Genomic DNA, 16,319 nt, shown 5'->3' with positions numbered 1-16,319 from the left:
CAAGTATCTGTAAGCCCGCCTGATAAGGTGTGCTCATTGTGCTGTTATTAAAAAAATGTGCTGTTATTACAAGAATCAGGAAGATGTTGTTTGGGCTTAGGATTAATTTAGAGGTTTAATAAATGAAACAAATTCCGATGACGGTACGTGGCGCGGATAAATTGCGCGAAGAATTAGAACATTTGAAAAATGTACGTCGGCCTCAAATTATTGCCGCAATCGCTGAGGCGCGTGAGCACGGTGATTTGAAAGAAAACGCGGAATATCATGCCGCTCGTGAGCAGCAGGGATTCTGCGAAGGCCGTATTCAGGAAATTGAGGCTAAGCTTTCCAATGCACAGGTGATTGATGTCACGAAGATGACCAACAATGGCCGAGTGATTTTTGGGGCAACGGTCACGGTACTGAACTTGGATTCCGATGAAGAGCAGACCTACCGTATCGTCGGTGATGATGAAGCCAATATTAAAGAAAATCTTCTGTCAGTGAATTCACCGATTGCCCGTGGTTTGATTGGTAAAGAAGTGGATGATGCTGTTGTCATCTCCACGCCTGGCGGTCAAGTGGAATTCGAAGTTTTGAACGTGGATTATATCTGATACACCATGAGCAAAGAAAAAGGCCAGTTTTTGGCCTTTTTTATCAAGGTAAATATACCAATCATCTTTCAAGATGCGTCTTACTATCTCCCCGCGCAGCGGGGAGATATAAACAATCACATTGATTTGCAAGCCGCAACTTGAAATTCATTGGGTATAAATTAATATGGCACTTTTGTATAAATATGCCGTGATTATTTAGGTAGACTAATCTTGCGTTCTTCCGATGGACGGTAGAGAACTAACATTTTGCCAATGATCTGCACGTTATGTGCACCAGTTTCACGAACAATCGCTTCAGCGATCAAAGTTTTTATTTCACGGTCTTCGCCTGCAACTTTGACTTTGATAAGCTCGTGATGTGAAAGAGTTTGTTCGATTTCAGCCAACACACCTTCGGTTAACCCATTGTTGCCGATCATAACGACAGGCTTTAATGAATGAGCGAGACTTTTCAGGTATTGGACTTGTTTCTTGTTAAGAGTCATCGTTTTTTTGCTTAGTTGGGATTGAAAACGATATATTCTACCGCCATCTCTTATCTATCACCATAAAAGTGTGGTGTGGTTTGATAAGAGAGCGCAAAAAAATAGGGTGCCTTTATTAGTAGAGTTGGAAAGAACAATGGCCAATAAAAAACGCTCAGCAAGCTCAAGTCGCTGGTTACAGGAACATTTTAGTGATAAATATGTTCTCCAGGCGCAGAAAAAAGGGCTTCGCTCTCGCGCTTGGTTTAAACTTGATGAGATACAGCAAAGCGACAAAATCTTTAAACCGGGCATGACCGTTGTTGATTTAGGTGCTGCTCCAGGTGGTTGGTCTCAGTATGTAGTGAGTCAGATTGGTCATAGCGGGCGAGTCATCGCTTGCGATCTCTTGCCAATGGATCCGATAGTTGGAGTCGATTTCCTGCAAGGAGATTTTCGTGATGAGCTGGTATTGAAAACATTACTTGAGAGAGTTGGTGATAATAAAGTCCAGGTCGTCATGTCGGATATGGCTCCTAATATGAGTGGAACCCCCGCGGTCGATATTCCCCGATCCATGTATCTGGTTGAGTTAGCGTTGGATATGTGTCGTGATGTGCTGGCCCCTGGGGGTAGTTTTATTGTCAAAGTATTTCAGGGAGAGGGCTTTGATGAATACCTGAGGGAAATACGCTCCCTTTTTGCGAAGGTAAAAGTTCGTAAACCAGAATCTTCGCGGGCACGATCACGTGAAGTATACATTGTAGCGACAGGGCGGAAAGTGTAGTACCCTGACTACTATTTGTTAACACAGTTGTAATATGAGGTTAATCCCTTGAGTGACATGGCGAAAAACCTGATTCTCTGGTTAGTCATCGCAGTTGTCTTGATGTTATTGTTCCAGAGTTTTGGTCCCGGCGATTCCAGTGGTCGTAGGGTTGATTACTCTAATTTCATCAATGAGATATCGCAGAATCAAGTAAGCGAAGTACGTATTTCGGGTCGTGACATTGATTTCACTAAGAAAGACAACAGTGGAAAATACAGCACTTATATGCCAATTCAGGATGAAAAGTTGCTGGATACCCTACTCAATAAGCAGGTAAAAGTTGTTGGTGAACCACCAGAACAGCAAGGCCTGTTGGCGACCCTCTTTATTTCATGGTTCCCAATGTTACTGCTCATTGGCGTCTGGATCTTCTTTATGCGCCAAATGCAAGGCGGTGGCGGTAAAGGGGCGATGTCTTTTGGTAAAAGCAAAGCCCGTATGTTGACGGAAGATCAGATCAAAACCACGTTTGCCGACGTTGCGGGTTGTGATGAAGCAAAAGAAGAAGTGGGCGAATTGGTTGAGTATCTGCGTGAACCAGGCCGTTTCCAAAAACTGGGTGGTAAGATCCCGAAAGGCATCCTGATGGTTGGTCCTCCAGGTACGGGTAAGACATTGCTGGCGAAAGCTATTGCTGGTGAAGCGAAAGTCCCTTTCTTCACCATCTCTGGTTCTGATTTTGTTGAAATGTTCGTTGGTGTTGGTGCTTCCCGTGTTCGTGATATGTTTGAACAGGCGAAAAAAGCTGCGCCATGCATTATCTTTATTGACGAAATTGATGCAGTAGGTCGTCAGCGTGGTGCTGGTTTGGGTGGTGGACATGATGAACGTGAACAGACACTGAACCAAATGTTGGTTGAGATGGATGGTTTTGAAGGTAACGAAGGCATTATTGTTATCGCAGCGACTAACCGTCCTGATGTTCTCGATCCAGCTTTGTTACGCCCTGGCCGTTTTGACCGTCAGGTCGTTGTTGGTCTGCCGGATGTTCGTGGCCGTGAGCAAATCCTGAAAGTTCATATGCGCCGCATTCCGCTGGATACTGATATTGATGCATCGGTCATTGCGCGTGGTACACCCGGTTTCTCTGGCGCAGATTTGGCAAACCTTGTGAATGAAGCTGCCTTGTTTGCCGCTCGTGGTAACAAGCGTGTTGTTTCTATGGTTGAGTTCGAAAAAGCCAAAGATAAGATCATGATGGGTGCAGAGCGTCGTTCAATGGTTATGACGGAGGAACAGAAAGAAGCCACAGCATACCATGAAGCAGGGCATGCTATTATTGGCCGCTTAGTTCCAGAACACGATCCTGTGCATAAAGTGACGATTATTCCGCGTGGCCGTGCGTTGGGTGTGACGTTCTTCTTACCTGAAGGCGATCAGATCAGTGCAAGCCGCCAGAAGTTGGAAAGCCAAATTTCAACCCTATACGGTGGCCGATTAGCGGAAGAAATTATCTATGGAGTAGATAATGTTTCTACTGGTGCGTCCAACGATATTAAAGTGGCGACCTCTATTGCGCGTAACATGGTGACACAGTGGGGCTTTTCAGAAAAACTGGGGCCGTTGCTGTATGCGGAAGAAGAGGGCGAAGTTTTCCTCGGTCGTTCGGTTGCTAAGGCAAAACATATGTCTGAAGACACCGCACGTTTAATCGATCAGGAAGTGAAGGCTATCATCGATCGTAACTATGTACGTGCTCGTCAGATTCTGATGGATAATCTGGACATTCTTCATTCAATGAAAGATGCATTGATGAAGTATGAAACTATTGATGCTCCACAGATTGATGATCTGATGAATCGTACAACAGTACGTCCACCAGCAGGCTGGGAAGGTGATAAAAATGGCGGTAATAGCAATAACCGTCATAACACGCCATCTCCGCAGCAAACTTCAAAGCCTGCGGATGGTAATCCAACCGCATAACGTGGCTAACAATCTTGTATTAAACCCCAGGCTTGTCCTGGGGTTTTGACATTAAGGCACTTAGCGATGAAACTCACAGCCAGAGGCAGCGTCCTCGATCTTTCCTGCCCACAAGTGATGGGAATTTTAAACGTTACCCCTGATTCCTTCTCTGACGGTGGAACCCATAATACTTTTAATGCAGCATTAGAGCATGCCGCCAGGATGATCAAAGAAGGGGCAACTATTATTGATGTGGGAGGAGAATCGACTCGTCCCGGAGCAAATGAGGTAAGTGAGCAGGAAGAATTGGATCGTGTTATTCCAGTGATTGAGACGCTGGTACAACGATTTGATACCTGGATTTCTGTTGACACTTCAAAAGCTGTTGTTATGCGAGAATCAGCCAAGGCGGGAGCGCATATTATCAATGACGTCCGTGCATTGCAGGAACCTGGAGCACTTGATGCGGCAGCCCAAAGTGGCTTGCCGATTTGTCTGATGCATATGCAGGGGCAACCTCGCACAATGCAAACAGAACCTCACTATGAAGATGTTGTTTCGGAAGTAAAAACCTTCCTGATACAGCAAATTGAACGCTGTGTTGCGGCGGGTATCGCAAAAAACAACCTGATCCTTGATCCTGGCTTCGGTTTCGGTAAGAACTTATCGCATAATTACCAGTTATTGGCTCACTTGCAAGAATTCCATCATTTGGGATTACCTATTCTGGCAGGGATGTCACGTAAATCCATGATTGGCCAACTACTTGATGTACCACCACAGGAGCGTGTGACAGGAAGTGTTGCCTGTGCTGTGATTGCAGCGATGAAAGGTGCCCAGATTATCCGTGTGCACGATGTAAAAGAAACCGTTCAGGCAATGCAAGTCGTTCACGCAACACTGTCTGCCAATAATACCTGTACGGCATACGGTATCTGAAAAGAATACATGTTCATAGGATACAGAGTTTGTAGAATACATCGTTTGTAAAGAACATGGTGTCAGCAAAAAACGCTGAGAGCAAAAGATTCGTTCAGCAAAGGAAAAAGAAATTTATGAGTAACCGTAAATATTTTGGTACTGACGGTATCCGTGGCAGAGTGGGAAATACCCCAATTACTCCTGACTTTGTACTGAAACTTGGTTGGGCTGCGGGAAAAGTGCTGGCGCGTCATGGTTCTCGAAAAATCATCATTGGTAAAGATACCCGAATCTCAGGTTATATGTTGGAATCTGCCCTCGAAGCTGGATTGGCTGCTGCGGGATTATCGGCATCCTTTACTGGCCCAATGCCCACTCCTGCGGTGGCATATCTGACACGTACTTTTCGTGCAGAAGCTGGCATTGTTATTTCTGCTTCCCACAACCCTTACTATGATAACGGCATTAAATTTTTCTCCATTGACGGGACTAAATTACCGGATGATGTTGAAGAAGCGATTGAAGCCGAAATGGAAAAACCCCTGACTTGTGTGGAATCTGCTGAGTTAGGTCGGGCAAATCGGATAGTCGATGCAGCGGGTCGTTACATTGAATTTTGCAAAGGGACATTCCCTAGTGAACAAAGTTTAAATGGGTTGAAAATTGTTTTGGATTGCGCCAATGGTGCGACCTACCATATTGCTCCGAATGTGCTCAGAGAGCTGGGAGCGGAGGTTATTACCATTGGTTGTGAGCCTAATGGCATCAACATCAATGAAGAATGTGGTGCAACAGATGTTCGTTTATTGCAACAGCGTGTACTGGAAGAACAGGCGCACGTTGGGCTGGCATTTGATGGCGATGGTGACCGTATCATCATGGTTGATCATCTGGGGCAAAAAGTTGATGGCGATCAGATCCTTTATATCATTGCACGTGAAGCATTGAGACAAGGTCAGCTACGTGGTGGTGCAGTGGGTACGTTGATGAGCAATATGGGGCTGGAGTTGGCATTGAAACAGCTTGGTATTCCATTTGAACGTGCGAAAGTTGGCGACCGTTATGTGCTGGAAAAATTGCAGGAAAAAGGCTGGCGTTTGGGCGCAGAAAATTCAGGCCATGTGATTTTGCTAGACAAAACCACAACAGGAGATGGCATTGTGGCTGGATTGCAAGTCTTGAGTGCAATGGTACGCAATAATATGAGCTTGTATGATTTGTGCAGTGGCATGAAACTTCTGCCACAAATTTTGGTTAACGTTCGCTTTGCAGGTAATTCTGATCCTCTGCAATCAGAATCAGTGCTTGAAACCGTAAAATCAGTTGAGACTGAATTAAATGGCCGTGGTCGTGTTCTGCTGCGTAAATCAGGTACAGAACCATTGATTCGTGTCATGGTGGAAGGTGAAGATGAAGAGCAAGTCACGGCATTGGCGCATCGTATTGCTGATGCTGTGAAAAAAATCGGTTGATTTGTTGATTTTTTACTCGAACAGCGCCAGGATTTAAAATTAATCTTGCGTGTCTGATACGCTTTGGTTAGTATTCACACCCGCTCAATAAGTTAATTTTTCTAATTTTGTGAGCGGGTGATGCAACATAAGGTCGCTATGAAATTGTGGTAAATACCACGAGGAAACGGGTACAACATATGTATGAAGCTCTTTTAGGTATATTCTTGCTGGTTGGTATCGGGCTAATCGCTCTGGTTCTGCTACAGCAGGGTAAAGGTGCTGATATGGGTGCTTCTTTCGGCGCGGGTGCATCTAACACGCTATTTGGTTCATCGGGTTCCGGTAATTTTATGACCCGCATGACGGCAGTTTTTGCTACGTTGTTCATTGTTATCAGCCTGATTCTCGGTAACATGACCAGTAACAAAACGGGTTCTGGCAGCAAATGGGATAACCTTGCTGATCCTGTGAAAGTTGAAAAACAGGCAGAAGTTCCGGTAACGCCAGCAAAACCAAATAGTGATATCCCACAGTAACATTCAGTAACAGAATTGAAATAGGGTTGTTGGTTTTAATAATGAGTTTAGATAACCATTAAAATAACAAGCCTATAAAATCAGTGCCGAGGTGGTGAAATTGGTATACACGCTACCTTGAGGTGGTAGTGCCTAAACAACGGGCGTACGGGTTCAAGTCCCGTCCTCGGCACCATTAATCTAGAAACTTGCGTTTTTAGTATTATCAGCGTAAGATTTGCCACGTTTTCGAACGCGGGATGGAGCAGCATGGTAGCTCGTCGGGCTCATAACCCGAAGGTCGTCGGTTCAAATCCGGCTCCCGCAACCACTTCTTAACAACCTGTATCTTTTCAACAGAAATAATTCAGCAACCATTGAGATATCGATCCCTGATTTGACAGGTTGCTTTGAAAGGTATAGATAAAGAAGTAGGTTGAGACCGCTGGCAGTAAATAGGGTCCAGTTGCATAAAGCCCCGAGTATCGGGGTTTTTTGTTATTTGACAGCAGAACTACTGGGCTAATATAGCCCTTTTTTTATGTCTTGGGGGTGGGCTTGTCCACATTAGAGCAAAAATTAACAGAGATAATTTCAGCACCAGTTGAAGCTTTGGGTTTTGAATTAGTTGGCCTGGAGTTTATTCGCGCTCGTGTATCAACGCTGCGGGTCTATATCGATAGTGAGGAGGGTATCACTGTTGATAATTGTGCTGATGTTAGCCACCAGGTCAGTGCAGTGCTTGATGTTGAAGATCCTATTCCAGGGCTTTATAACCTGGAAATATCTTCACCAGGGCTTGAACGTCCACTGTTTAAGGCTGAACATTACCAGCGCTTTATTGGTGAAGATGTCAGTTTGGTTTTACGCATGGCAATGCAGAACCGTCGCAAATGGCAAGGTATCATCAAGTCAGTTGATGGTGAAATGATTACGGTTACGGTGGATGGAAAAGACGAAGTGTTCGCACTGAGCAACATCCAGAAAGCGAACCTGGTACCCCACTTTTAAAGTTCGGATGAGGCAACTAGGATGAATAAAGAAATTCTGGCTGTTGTGGAAGCGGTTTCTAATGAAAAATCACTCCCTCGCGAAAAAATCTTCGAAGCATTAGAGATTGCACTGGCGACAGCCACCAAGAAAAAGTATGAGCAGGAAATTGACGTCCGCGTTTGTATTGATCGTAAATCAGGTGATTTTGATACCTTCCGTCGCTGGTTAGTTGTTGACGAAGTGACTCAGCCAACGCGTGAAATTACACTGGAAGCGGCAAAATTTGACAACCCAGAGATTGAACTGGGTGGTTATATTGAAGATCAAATTGAATCAGTGACCTTTGACCGCATTACGACTCAAACGGCAAAACAGGTTATCGTACAGAAAGTACGTGAAGCTGAGCGTGCGATGGTTGTTGATCAATTCCGTGAGCAGCAAGGCGAAATCGTGACCGGTCAGGTCAAAAAAGTGAACCGCGAAAATATTACCTTGGATTTAGGTAATAATGCTGAAGCGGTCATTTTACGTGAAGATATGTTGCCACGGGAAAACTTCCGCCCAGGTGACCGCGTGCGTGGTGTTCTGTATGATGTTCGTCCTGAAGCGCGTGGGGCACAGCTTTTCATTACTCGTTCTCGTCCTGAGATGTTGGTTGAGTTGTTCCGCATCGAAGTGCCTGAGATCGGTGAAGAGATCATTGAGATTAAAGCGGCTGCTCGTGATCCGGGTTCCCGTGCAAAGATCGCAGTGAAAACCAACGACAAGCGTATTGATCCTGTTGGCGCCTGTGTTGGTATGCGTGGTGCGAGGGTACAAGCCGTTTCCAGTGAATTGGGCGGTGAAAGAATTGACATTGTGTTGTGGGACGATAACCCTGCGCAGTTTGTCATTAATGCAATGGCTCCGGCAGATGTTGCATCTATTGTGGTTGACGAAGACAGCTGTACTATGGATGTTGCCGTAGAAAACAGTAATCTTGCTCAGGCGATTGGACGTAATGGTCAGAACGTTCGCCTGGCGGCGCAACTGTTGAAAAAACATCGTGGTGATGACAAATGGGAACTCAATGTCATGACTGCGGAAGAGCTACAAGCAAAACATCAGGCAGAAGCACACGCTTCTATTGATACATTTACTAAGCATCTCGACATTGATGAAGATTTCGCCACTGTATTGGTCGAGGAAGGTTTCTCTACACTGGAAGAACTGGCTTATGTGCCAATTAATGAACTTCTGGCAGTAGAGGGCCTTGATGAAGGATCCGTTGAAGTTCTTCGTGAACGTGCTAAAGCGGCCTTGACGACGCTGGAACTGGCTCAGAAAGAGAGTCTTGGTGATCAGCAACCTGCCGAAGATCTATTGAATCTGCCTGGCATGGAGCGTACTTTGGCGTTTAACCTGGCTGCCCGTGGCATCTGCACTCTGGAAGATCTTGCCGAGCAGGGTATCGACGACTTATCTGATATCGAAGGACTGAATGATGAGAAAGCAGGAGAACTCATTATGGCGGCCCGAAATATCTGTTGGTTTGGCGATGATGCATAAATAAACTGTAGCAGGAAGGAACAGAATGACAGAGGTAACCGTAAAAATACTGGCAGAAGAGATCCAGACATCGGTGGAACGTCTAATCCAGCAATTTGCTGATGCTGGCATTCAGAAAACCGCAACTGACTCTGTTTCCCAGAAAGAAAAAGAAGCTTTGCTGGCCCACCTGAACCGCGAACAAGGCGGTTCTGGCGGTCAGCCAGGTAAATTGACACTACAGCGTAAAACGCGCAGTACACTGAACGTTCCTGGCACCGGTGGCAAAAGTAAATCGGTAGCGATTGAAGTCCGCAAAAAACGCACATATGTAAACCGCGATGCCATTGAACAGGCTAAAGCGGAAGAGCAGGCAAAGCGTGAAGCGGAAGAGCAGGCTCGGCGCGAGGCAGAAGAGAAGGCGCGGCTTGAAGCTGAAGCGAAAAAACTCGCGGAAGAGCAAGCTAAACGTGAAGCTGAAGAAAAGGCAAAACGTGAAGCGGAAGAGAGCGCTCGACGTGAAGCAGAAGAAAAAGCCAAACGTGAAGAGGCTAAACTGTCTCAGCGTGAGGCGGCGGAAAAAGAAAAAGTGACTAAGCAACATACCGAAAACAATCAAAAATCAGTTCAGAATCATTCTGCCGCGCTAAATGAAAAAGCGCGTCGTGAGGCTGAAGCTGCAACTTTAAAACGTAAAGCTGAAGAAGAAATGCGCCGTAAGGTGGAAGAGGAAGCGAAACGTGTTGCAGAAGAAGCGCGTCGAATGGCAGAGGAAAACCAAGACAAATGGTCTTATGACTCTGATAACAGTGACAATAGTGACTACCACATAACCACTTCCCGCTATGCCCGTGATGCGGAAGATGAAAATGACGCCAAAGTAGAAGGCGATCGTCGTTCCCGCTCCCGCGGCGGTAAATCCCGCCAGAAGAAGAATAATAAACATTCTGAATCAAAAGCTGATCGCGAAGAAGCTCGTGCTGTGGGTCGTACCAAAGGTAAGCAACGTAAGCCTAGTGCTTTACAACAGAGTTTCACGAAACCTGTTGCTGCGGTTAACCGCGACGTTGTGATTGGTGAGACAATTACTGTTGCCGAACTGGCTAACAAAATGGCCGTTAAAGGTGCTCAGGTCATTAAGACCATGATGAACATGGGCGCAATGGTCACCATCAACCAAGTGATCGACCAAGAAACCGCGCAACTGGTTGCCGAAGAAATGGGGCACAAAGTTATCCTGCGTCGTGAAAACGAACTGGAAGAAGCGCTGATGAGCGATCGTGATACGGGTGAAACACAGGCGGAACCTCGTGCGCCAGTTGTGACCATCATGGGGCACGTTGACCACGGTAAAACTTCTCTGCTGGACTATATCCGTTCCACTAAAGTGGCTTCTGGCGAGGCGGGTGGTATTACCCAGCACATTGGTGCGTATCATGTGAAAACTGAAAAAGGCATGATCACTTTCCTGGATACCCCAGGCCATGCTGCGTTTACCTCCATGCGTGCACGTGGTGCAAAAGCAACAGATATCGTTGTTCTGGTTGTCGCAGCGGATGATGGTGTGATGCCACAGACCGTAGAAGCTATCCAGCATGCTAAAGCGGCCAACGTACCTGTTGTTGTTGCTGTGAACAAGATTGATAAACCAGAAGCTGATCCGGATCGCGTGAAGAATGAATTGTCGCAATACGGCATCATTTCAGAAGAGTGGGGCGGTGAAAACCAGTTCATCAATGTATCTGCTAAAGCTGGTATTGGTATCGATGAGTTGCTGGAAGCCATTTTGCTTCAATCTGAAGTGCTTGAACTGAAAGCGGTACGCACTGGTATGGCGAATGGTGTGGTCATTGAATCCTTCCTGGATAAAGGCCGCGGCCCAGTTGCAACCATTCTGGTTCAATCCGGTACGCTGAACAAAGGCGATATCGTTCTGTGTGGCTTCGAATATGGCCGTATCCGTGCGATGCGCAACGAACTTGGCCGTGAAGTGACCTCGGCTGGCCCATCTATCCCAGTGGAAATTTTGGGGCTGTCCAATGTGCCATCTGCGGGTGATGAAGCAACTGTTGTTCGTGATGAGAAAAAAGCGCGTGAAGTGGCCTTGTATCGTCAAGGTAAATTCCGCGAAGTGAAATTGGCTCGTCAGCATAAAGCTAAGTTGGAAAACATCTTCGCTAACTTAGAAGAAGGCAAGGTATCTGAACTGAACATTGTTCTGAAAACGGATGTTCAAGGTACATGTGAAGCAATCAGTGATTCACTGCTGAAATTGTCTACTGATGAAGTTAAAGTGAAAATCATCGGTTCTGGTGTGGGTGGTATCACCGAAACTGATGCGACACTGGCAGCGGCATCTGAAGCAATCATTCTGGGCTTTAACGTCCGTGCTGATGCTTCTGCACGCCGTATCATTGAAAACGAAAATCTGGATCTGCGTTACTATTCCGTTATCTATAACCTGATTGATGAGATCAAACAGGCGATGAGCGGTATGCTGGCACCAGAATACAAACAGCAGATCATGGGTCTTGCCGAAGTTCGTGATGTATTTAAGTCACCGAAATTTGGTGCGATTGCGGGTTGTATGGTGACAGAAGGTTCCATCAAGCGTAATAATCCGATCCGCGTACTGCGTGATAACGTTGTTATTTACGAAGGTGAATTGGAATCCTTACGTCGCTTTAAGGATGACGTTAACGAAGTCCGTAATGGTATGGAATGTGGTATCGGTGTGAAGAACTACAATGATGTTCGCGTTGGTGACATGATTGAAGTCTTTGAAGTGATTGAAGTTAAACGCTCCATCGATTAATACCATTATTTATCAATAGATTCATTCCATTCTTGGGGGGCTTCATGCCCCCCAAAATGTCAGGAGATATAACAATGGCAAGAGAATTTAGTCGTACTCAGCGCGTTGCACAGGAAATGCAAAAAGAAATTGCCATCATTTTACAGCGTGAAATCAAAGATCCCCGTATTGGAATGGCGACAGTCTCTGGTGTTGAGGTTTCCCGCGATCTGGCTTATGCCAAAGTATTTGTCACCTTTCTGAATGTGCTGGTGGATGGGCATGATTCAGAGATGGTTAAAGAGGGTATCAAGGCATTGAACGAAGCCTCTGGTTTTATTCGTTCCCTGTTGGGTAAAGCGATGCGCCTGCGTATCATTCCTGAACTGACATTCTCTTATGACAGTTCTTTGGTGGAAGGGATGCGGATGTCGAATTTGGTTAGTAACGTCGTTAAAAACGATGAGAAGCGTCGCGCATCTGCGGATCACAATGAGGAAAAATGATGGGGCGCCGTCGTAGAGGCCGTGCTATACACGGTGTACTGTTGCTGGATAAGCCGCAGGATATTTCCTCCAATGATGCGTTACAGAAAGTCAGACGTATTTTCAATGCCAGTAAGGCGGGCCATACTGGTGCGTTGGATCCATTGGCGACAGGCATGTTGCCGATTTGTCTGGGGGAAGCGACTAAGTTTTCCCAATTCTTGCTGGATTCTGACAAACGCTATCGTGTGATTGCCCGTTTAGGGCAGCGCACGGATACGTCGGATTCACATGGAACAATCATCAGTGAGCGTGACGTAAAAATCACCGAATCTCAGCTTAATGCTGCATTGGAGCAATTCCGTGGTGATACCATGCAGGTTCCTTCCATGTACTCTGCATTGAAACATCAAGGAAAACCGCTATACGAATATGCCCGTCAGGGAATTGAAGTGGAGCGGGAAGCGCGTCCTATCACTGTTTATGAATTGCAATTCATTCGCTGGGAAGGGAATGAGTTGGAATTGGAAATACACTGTTCCAAGGGAACTTACATTCGTACCATCATTGATGATTTAGGGGAGCTTTTGGGCTGTGGCGCGCATGTCATTTATCTGCGTCGCTTGCAGGTTGCCAACTATCCCAATCAAAGAATGGTAACGTTGGAACAGTTATATGAGTTAAAACAACAGGCTGAAGATCAAGAAATTGAGGCGTGGGAATTGCTTGATCCATTATTGTTACCTATGGATACCGCCGTGGTTCATTTTCCTGTCATTCACTTAACATCTGTCGTTGCGTCGTATTTCAAACAAGGCCAGCCGGTTCGCAGCAAACATAATTTGGCTTCAGATGAATGGGTGAGGGTGACCGAAGGAGATGAAAATAAATTCATCGGCATTGCCATGATCGATGATGATGGACTCGTGGCTCCACGTCGTCTGGTTGTTGAAACGGAATAATGATAGCAATAGACAAGGAATTACAGCAGGTAAATTGAATTGGGGCGCAGAATGACGGTGATTGTGCTGTCTTGCGCTTCATCTATTTGCAGCGTAGAATACCGCGTCTGTACATGAGTGGCTGAATTAGAGATCGGCACTCGTCATTTTAAATTACTTATTTGGAGTTATACTATGTCTCTAAGTACTGCTGCAAAAGCGCAAATTATTGCTGAATTTGGCCGTGGCGCTAACGACAGTGGTTCCAGCGAAGTTCAGATCGCATTGCTGACTGCTGACATCAACCACCTGCAAGGCCACTTTGCAGAGCACAAAAAAGATCACCACAGCCGTCGTGGTCTGCTGAGAAAGGTTGCACAGCGTCGTAAGCAGCTGGACTACCTGAAGCGTAAAGATGTTGCACGCTATACTGCTCTGATTGAGCGTCTGGGACTGCGTCGCTAATTGATGAGTTTCAGTGGAAAGGGGCCTAATCGGGCCCCTTTTCTTCTAGGAAACGGAATTGATAGGTAACAGAAAATTTAATCCACTGTTTTTATACCGTTTCTAAAATTTGAACCTCTTCCGCTACAGTGACTCGCGCGGCTAATGAGAGTCCTCAAAGCAGTGAGCACTGTCATTAGTCGTGAGGGTGTAGCAAGAAGAGAAAATCCATTGTTGCTGGTTTCTTAAATTGGCAACACTAACAAAGGAAAATTATTTTGCTTAATCCGATTGTTCGTAAATTCCAGTATGGTCAGCACACTGTGACCATCGAAACTGGCATGATGGCTCGTCAGGCGACAGCCGCTGTTATGGTAAATATGGATGACACAGCGGTATTTGTCACCGTTGTCGGTCAAAAGAAAGTCAAAGCAGGTCAGGATTTCTTCCCTCTGACCGTTAACTATCAGGAGCGTACTTACGCTGCTGGCCGTATTCCGGGCAGTTTTTTCCGTCGCGAAGGCCGTCCGGGTGAAGGTGAAACATTAGTTGCCCGTCTTATCGACCGCCCTCTACGCCCTCTGTTTCCAGAAGGTTTCCTGAATGAAGTTCAAATCATCGCGACCGTTGTTTCTGTTAACCCACAAGTCAACCCTGATATCGTTGCCATGATCGGATCTTCTGCTGCGCTGGCATTATCTGGTATCCCATTCAATGGCCCAATTGGTGCTGCACGCGTGGGTTACATTAACGATCAGTACGTACTGAACCCAACCAGTGATGAACTGAAACACAGCCGTTTGGATCTGGTCGTTGCAGGTACAAACAACGCGGTGCTGATGGTTGAGTCCGAAGCGGAACTGCTGACTGAAGAGCAAATGTTGGGTGCGGTTGTGTTTGGTCACGAGCAGCAACAGATTGTGATTGATAACATCAATGCGCTGGCTGCTGAAGCAGGTAAAGAGAAATGGGATTGGGCGCCAGAGCCTGTTAATCAACCTCTGCACGATCGTATTGCAGAACTGGCTGAAAGTCGTCTGGGTGATGCTTATCGCATTACTGAGAAGCAGGAACGTTACGCTCAGGTTGATAATATCAAAGAAGAAGTCACTGCGGTTATCCTGGCAGAATTTGCAGAAAAAGGCGTTGAACTGGAAGAAACCGAGGTGCTTGAAGTTCTCGCTACTCTGGAGAAAAATGTTGTTCGTAGCCGTGTCCTGCGTGGTGAACCGCGTATTGATGGCCGTGAAAAAGACATGGTTCGTGCTCTTGACGTTCGCACAGGTGTACTGCCACGTACTCATGGTTCATCCCTGTTTACCCGCGGTGAAACTCAGGCACTGGTAACCGCAACATTAGGCACAGAGCGTGATGCTCAAGTTATCGATGAGCTGATGGGTGAGCGTACTGATCGCTTCCTGTTCCACTATAACTTCCCTCCATATTCTGTCGGTGAAACGGGTATGGTCGGTTCACCAAAACGTCGTGAAATTGGTCACGGTCGTCTGGCGAAACGTGGTGTATTGGCTGTGATGCCAGGCATCAACGAATTCCCATATACCGTTCGTGTGGTATCTGAAATTACTGAATCCAACGGTTCTTCCTCTATGGCTTCTGTCTGTGGTGCATCACTGGCGTTGATGGATGCTGGTGTACCGATTAAGGCAGCCGTTGCAGGTATCGCGATGGGATTGGTGAAAGAAGGCGAAAACTTTGTTGTTCTGTCTGACATTTTGGGTGACGAAGATCATCTGGGTGACATGGACTTTAAAGTTGCGGGTAGCCGTGATGGTATCAGCGCATTGCAAATGGACATCAAAATCGAGGGTATCACCCGTGAAATCATGCAGATTGCGCTGAATCAGGCTAAAGGTGCTCGCTTGCATATTCTGAGTGTAATGGAGCAGGCAATTCATAGCCCACGCAATGATATTTCTGAATTTGCACCACGTATCCACACTATCAAGATCAATCCAGACAAGATCAAAGATGTGATTGGTAAAGGCGGTTCTGTGATCCGCGCATTGACGGAAGAAACCGGAACAACCATTGAAATTGAAGACGATGGCACAGTGAAGATTGCAGCGACTGACGGTGACAAAGCACGTCATGCTATCAGACGTATCGAAGAAATCACTGCGGAAGTTGAAGTGGGCCGTATTTATGCTGGTAAAGTAACTCGCATTGTTGATTTTGGTGCATTTGTTGCTATCGGTGGTGGTAAAGAAGGGCTGGTACACATTTCTCAGATCGCTGAAAAACGTGTTGAGAAAGTCACTGATTATCTGCAAATCGGGCAAGAAGTTCCGGTGAAAGTGCTGGAAATTGACCGTCAGGGACGTATCCGCCTGAGCATGAAAGAAGCTGTGATTACCACTGATGCGGAAGTGCAATCACCGGCATCATCAGTAGAATAAATTTGACGTAAAGAGCGGCGTCCTG

General features: G+C 46.1%; 15 protein-coding genes and 2 tRNA genes. 16 read left to right on the top strand and 1 reads right to left on the bottom strand.

What is annotated here, in order from left to right:
* Positions 1–122: 122 nt before the first annotated feature.
* Complete coding sequence (greA, locus tag WDV75_RS19950) at positions 123–599, top strand: transcription elongation factor GreA (protein WP_189758672.1); 477 nt, start codon at positions 123–125, stop codon at positions 597–599.
* Between the two features lie 6 nt (positions 600–605).
* Positions 606–743, top strand: coding sequence for a hypothetical protein (locus WDV75_RS19945; protein WP_338860371.1), 138 nt, complete (start codon positions 606–608; stop codon positions 741–743).
* 50 nt (positions 744–793) lie between these two features.
* Here WDV75_RS19945 and yhbY read toward each other — a convergent pair whose 3' ends face one another.
* Positions 794–1,087: a ribosome assembly RNA-binding protein YhbY gene (yhbY, locus tag WDV75_RS19940; protein WP_038218890.1), complete on the bottom strand. Its 294-nt coding sequence runs from the start codon at positions 1,085–1,087 to the stop codon at positions 794–796.
* A gap of 136 nt (positions 1,088–1,223) precedes the next feature.
* On the opposite strand from yhbY, the gene rlmE reads away from it, so the two are divergent.
* From rlmE to pnp, 14 genes are all read left to right on the top strand, one after another.
* Complete coding sequence (rlmE, locus tag WDV75_RS19935) at positions 1,224–1,853, top strand: 23S rRNA (uridine(2552)-2'-O)-methyltransferase RlmE (RefSeq protein ID WP_273559221.1); 630 nt, start codon at positions 1,224–1,226, stop codon at positions 1,851–1,853.
* A gap of 48 nt (positions 1,854–1,901) precedes the next feature.
* Complete coding sequence (ftsH, locus tag WDV75_RS19930; RefSeq protein WP_189758674.1) at positions 1,902–3,821, top strand: ATP-dependent zinc metalloprotease FtsH; 1,920 nt, start codon at positions 1,902–1,904, stop codon at positions 3,819–3,821.
* Between the two features lie 66 nt (positions 3,822–3,887).
* Positions 3,888–4,742, top strand: coding sequence for a dihydropteroate synthase (folP, locus tag WDV75_RS19925; protein ID WP_273559218.1), 855 nt, complete (start codon positions 3,888–3,890; stop codon positions 4,740–4,742).
* Between the two features lie 116 nt (positions 4,743–4,858).
* The gene (glmM, locus tag WDV75_RS19920; RefSeq protein WP_273559216.1) at positions 4,859–6,196 is read left to right on the top strand and encodes a phosphoglucosamine mutase; all 1,338 of its coding nucleotides are present in this window, start codon (positions 4,859–4,861) and stop codon (positions 6,194–6,196) included.
* 179 nt (positions 6,197–6,375) lie between these two features.
* Positions 6,376–6,714 (top strand): preprotein translocase subunit SecG, encoded by a 339-nt coding sequence (secG, locus tag WDV75_RS19915; protein WP_273559214.1) that lies wholly within the window; start codon positions 6,376–6,378, stop codon positions 6,712–6,714.
* A gap of 85 nt (positions 6,715–6,799) precedes the next feature.
* Positions 6,800–6,889: transfer RNA gene (locus WDV75_RS19910), tRNA-Leu, on the top strand.
* Positions 6,890–6,947: 58 nt separating this feature from the next.
* Positions 6,948–7,024 (top strand) — tRNA-Met (locus tag WDV75_RS19905).
* A gap of 227 nt (positions 7,025–7,251) precedes the next feature.
* A complete protein-coding gene (gene rimP, locus WDV75_RS19900) occupies positions 7,252–7,704 on the top strand; it encodes a ribosome maturation factor RimP (protein WP_189758678.1) in 453 nt (150 codons plus the stop codon).
* A gap of 21 nt (positions 7,705–7,725) precedes the next feature.
* Positions 7,726–9,234, top strand: a complete 1,509-nt coding sequence (nusA, locus tag WDV75_RS19895) for a transcription termination factor NusA (protein WP_189758679.1) — start codon at positions 7,726–7,728, stop codon at positions 9,232–9,234.
* 25 nt (positions 9,235–9,259) lie between these two features.
* Entirely contained in the window at positions 9,260–12,028 is a 2,769-nt protein-coding gene (infB, locus tag WDV75_RS19890) for a translation initiation factor IF-2 (protein ID WP_273559211.1), read from the top strand.
* Between the two features lie 74 nt (positions 12,029–12,102).
* On the top strand, positions 12,103–12,513 hold the full coding sequence (gene rbfA, locus WDV75_RS19885) for a 30S ribosome-binding factor RbfA (RefSeq protein WP_189758681.1): 411 nt from the start codon (positions 12,103–12,105) through the stop codon (positions 12,511–12,513).
* The gene (truB, locus tag WDV75_RS19880; RefSeq protein WP_189758692.1) at positions 12,513–13,454 is read left to right on the top strand and encodes a tRNA pseudouridine(55) synthase TruB; all 942 of its coding nucleotides are present in this window, start codon (positions 12,513–12,515) and stop codon (positions 13,452–13,454) included. Before rbfA ends, truB begins: the two co-directional genes overlap by 1 nt.
* 174 nt (positions 13,455–13,628) lie before the next feature.
* Positions 13,629–13,898, top strand: coding sequence for a 30S ribosomal protein S15 (gene rpsO / locus WDV75_RS19875; protein WP_189758682.1), 270 nt, complete (start codon positions 13,629–13,631; stop codon positions 13,896–13,898).
* Positions 13,899–14,155: 257 nt separating this feature from the next.
* Positions 14,156–16,294, top strand: coding sequence for a polyribonucleotide nucleotidyltransferase (pnp, locus tag WDV75_RS19870; protein ID WP_273559207.1), 2,139 nt, complete (start codon positions 14,156–14,158; stop codon positions 16,292–16,294).
* Positions 16,295–16,319 lie beyond the last annotated feature (25 nt).

Origin of the sequence: Xenorhabdus griffiniae, from assembly GCF_037265215.1 — a bacterium.
GTDB lineage: Bacteria > Pseudomonadota > Gammaproteobacteria > Enterobacterales > Enterobacteriaceae > Xenorhabdus > Xenorhabdus griffiniae.
The sequence above is the reverse complement of the archived record's forward strand: the minus strand, read 5'-3'. Positions and strand labels throughout refer to the sequence as shown.

Bases quoted from the DNA above. Each gene is read 5' to 3' on its own strand.
- greA (WP_189758672.1), top strand. From the start codon at position 123: ATGAAACAAATTCCGATGACGGTACGTGGCGCGGATAAATTGCGCGAA.
- WDV75_RS19945 (WP_338860371.1), top strand. From the start codon at position 606: ATGAGCAAAGAAAAAGGCCAGTTTTTGGCCTTTTTTATCAAGGTAAAT.
- yhbY (WP_038218890.1), bottom strand. From the start codon at position 1,087: ATGACTCTTAACAAGAAACAAGTCCAATACCTGAAAAGTCTCGCTCAT.
- rlmE (WP_273559221.1), top strand. From the start codon at position 1,224: ATGGCCAATAAAAAACGCTCAGCAAGCTCAAGTCGCTGGTTACAGGAA.
- folP (WP_273559218.1), top strand. From the start codon at position 3,888: ATGAAACTCACAGCCAGAGGCAGCGTCCTCGATCTTTCCTGCCCACAA.
- glmM (WP_273559216.1), top strand. From the start codon at position 4,859: ATGAGTAACCGTAAATATTTTGGTACTGACGGTATCCGTGGCAGAGTG.
- secG (WP_273559214.1), top strand. From the start codon at position 6,376: ATGTATGAAGCTCTTTTAGGTATATTCTTGCTGGTTGGTATCGGGCTA.
- nusA (WP_189758679.1), top strand. From the start codon at position 7,726: ATGAATAAAGAAATTCTGGCTGTTGTGGAAGCGGTTTCTAATGAAAAA.
- infB (WP_273559211.1), top strand. From the start codon at position 9,260: ATGACAGAGGTAACCGTAAAAATACTGGCAGAAGAGATCCAGACATCG.
- rbfA (WP_189758681.1), top strand. From the start codon at position 12,103: ATGGCAAGAGAATTTAGTCGTACTCAGCGCGTTGCACAGGAAATGCAA.
- truB (WP_189758692.1), top strand. From the start codon at position 12,513: ATGGGGCGCCGTCGTAGAGGCCGTGCTATACACGGTGTACTGTTGCTG.
- rpsO (WP_189758682.1), top strand. From the start codon at position 13,629: ATGTCTCTAAGTACTGCTGCAAAAGCGCAAATTATTGCTGAATTTGGC.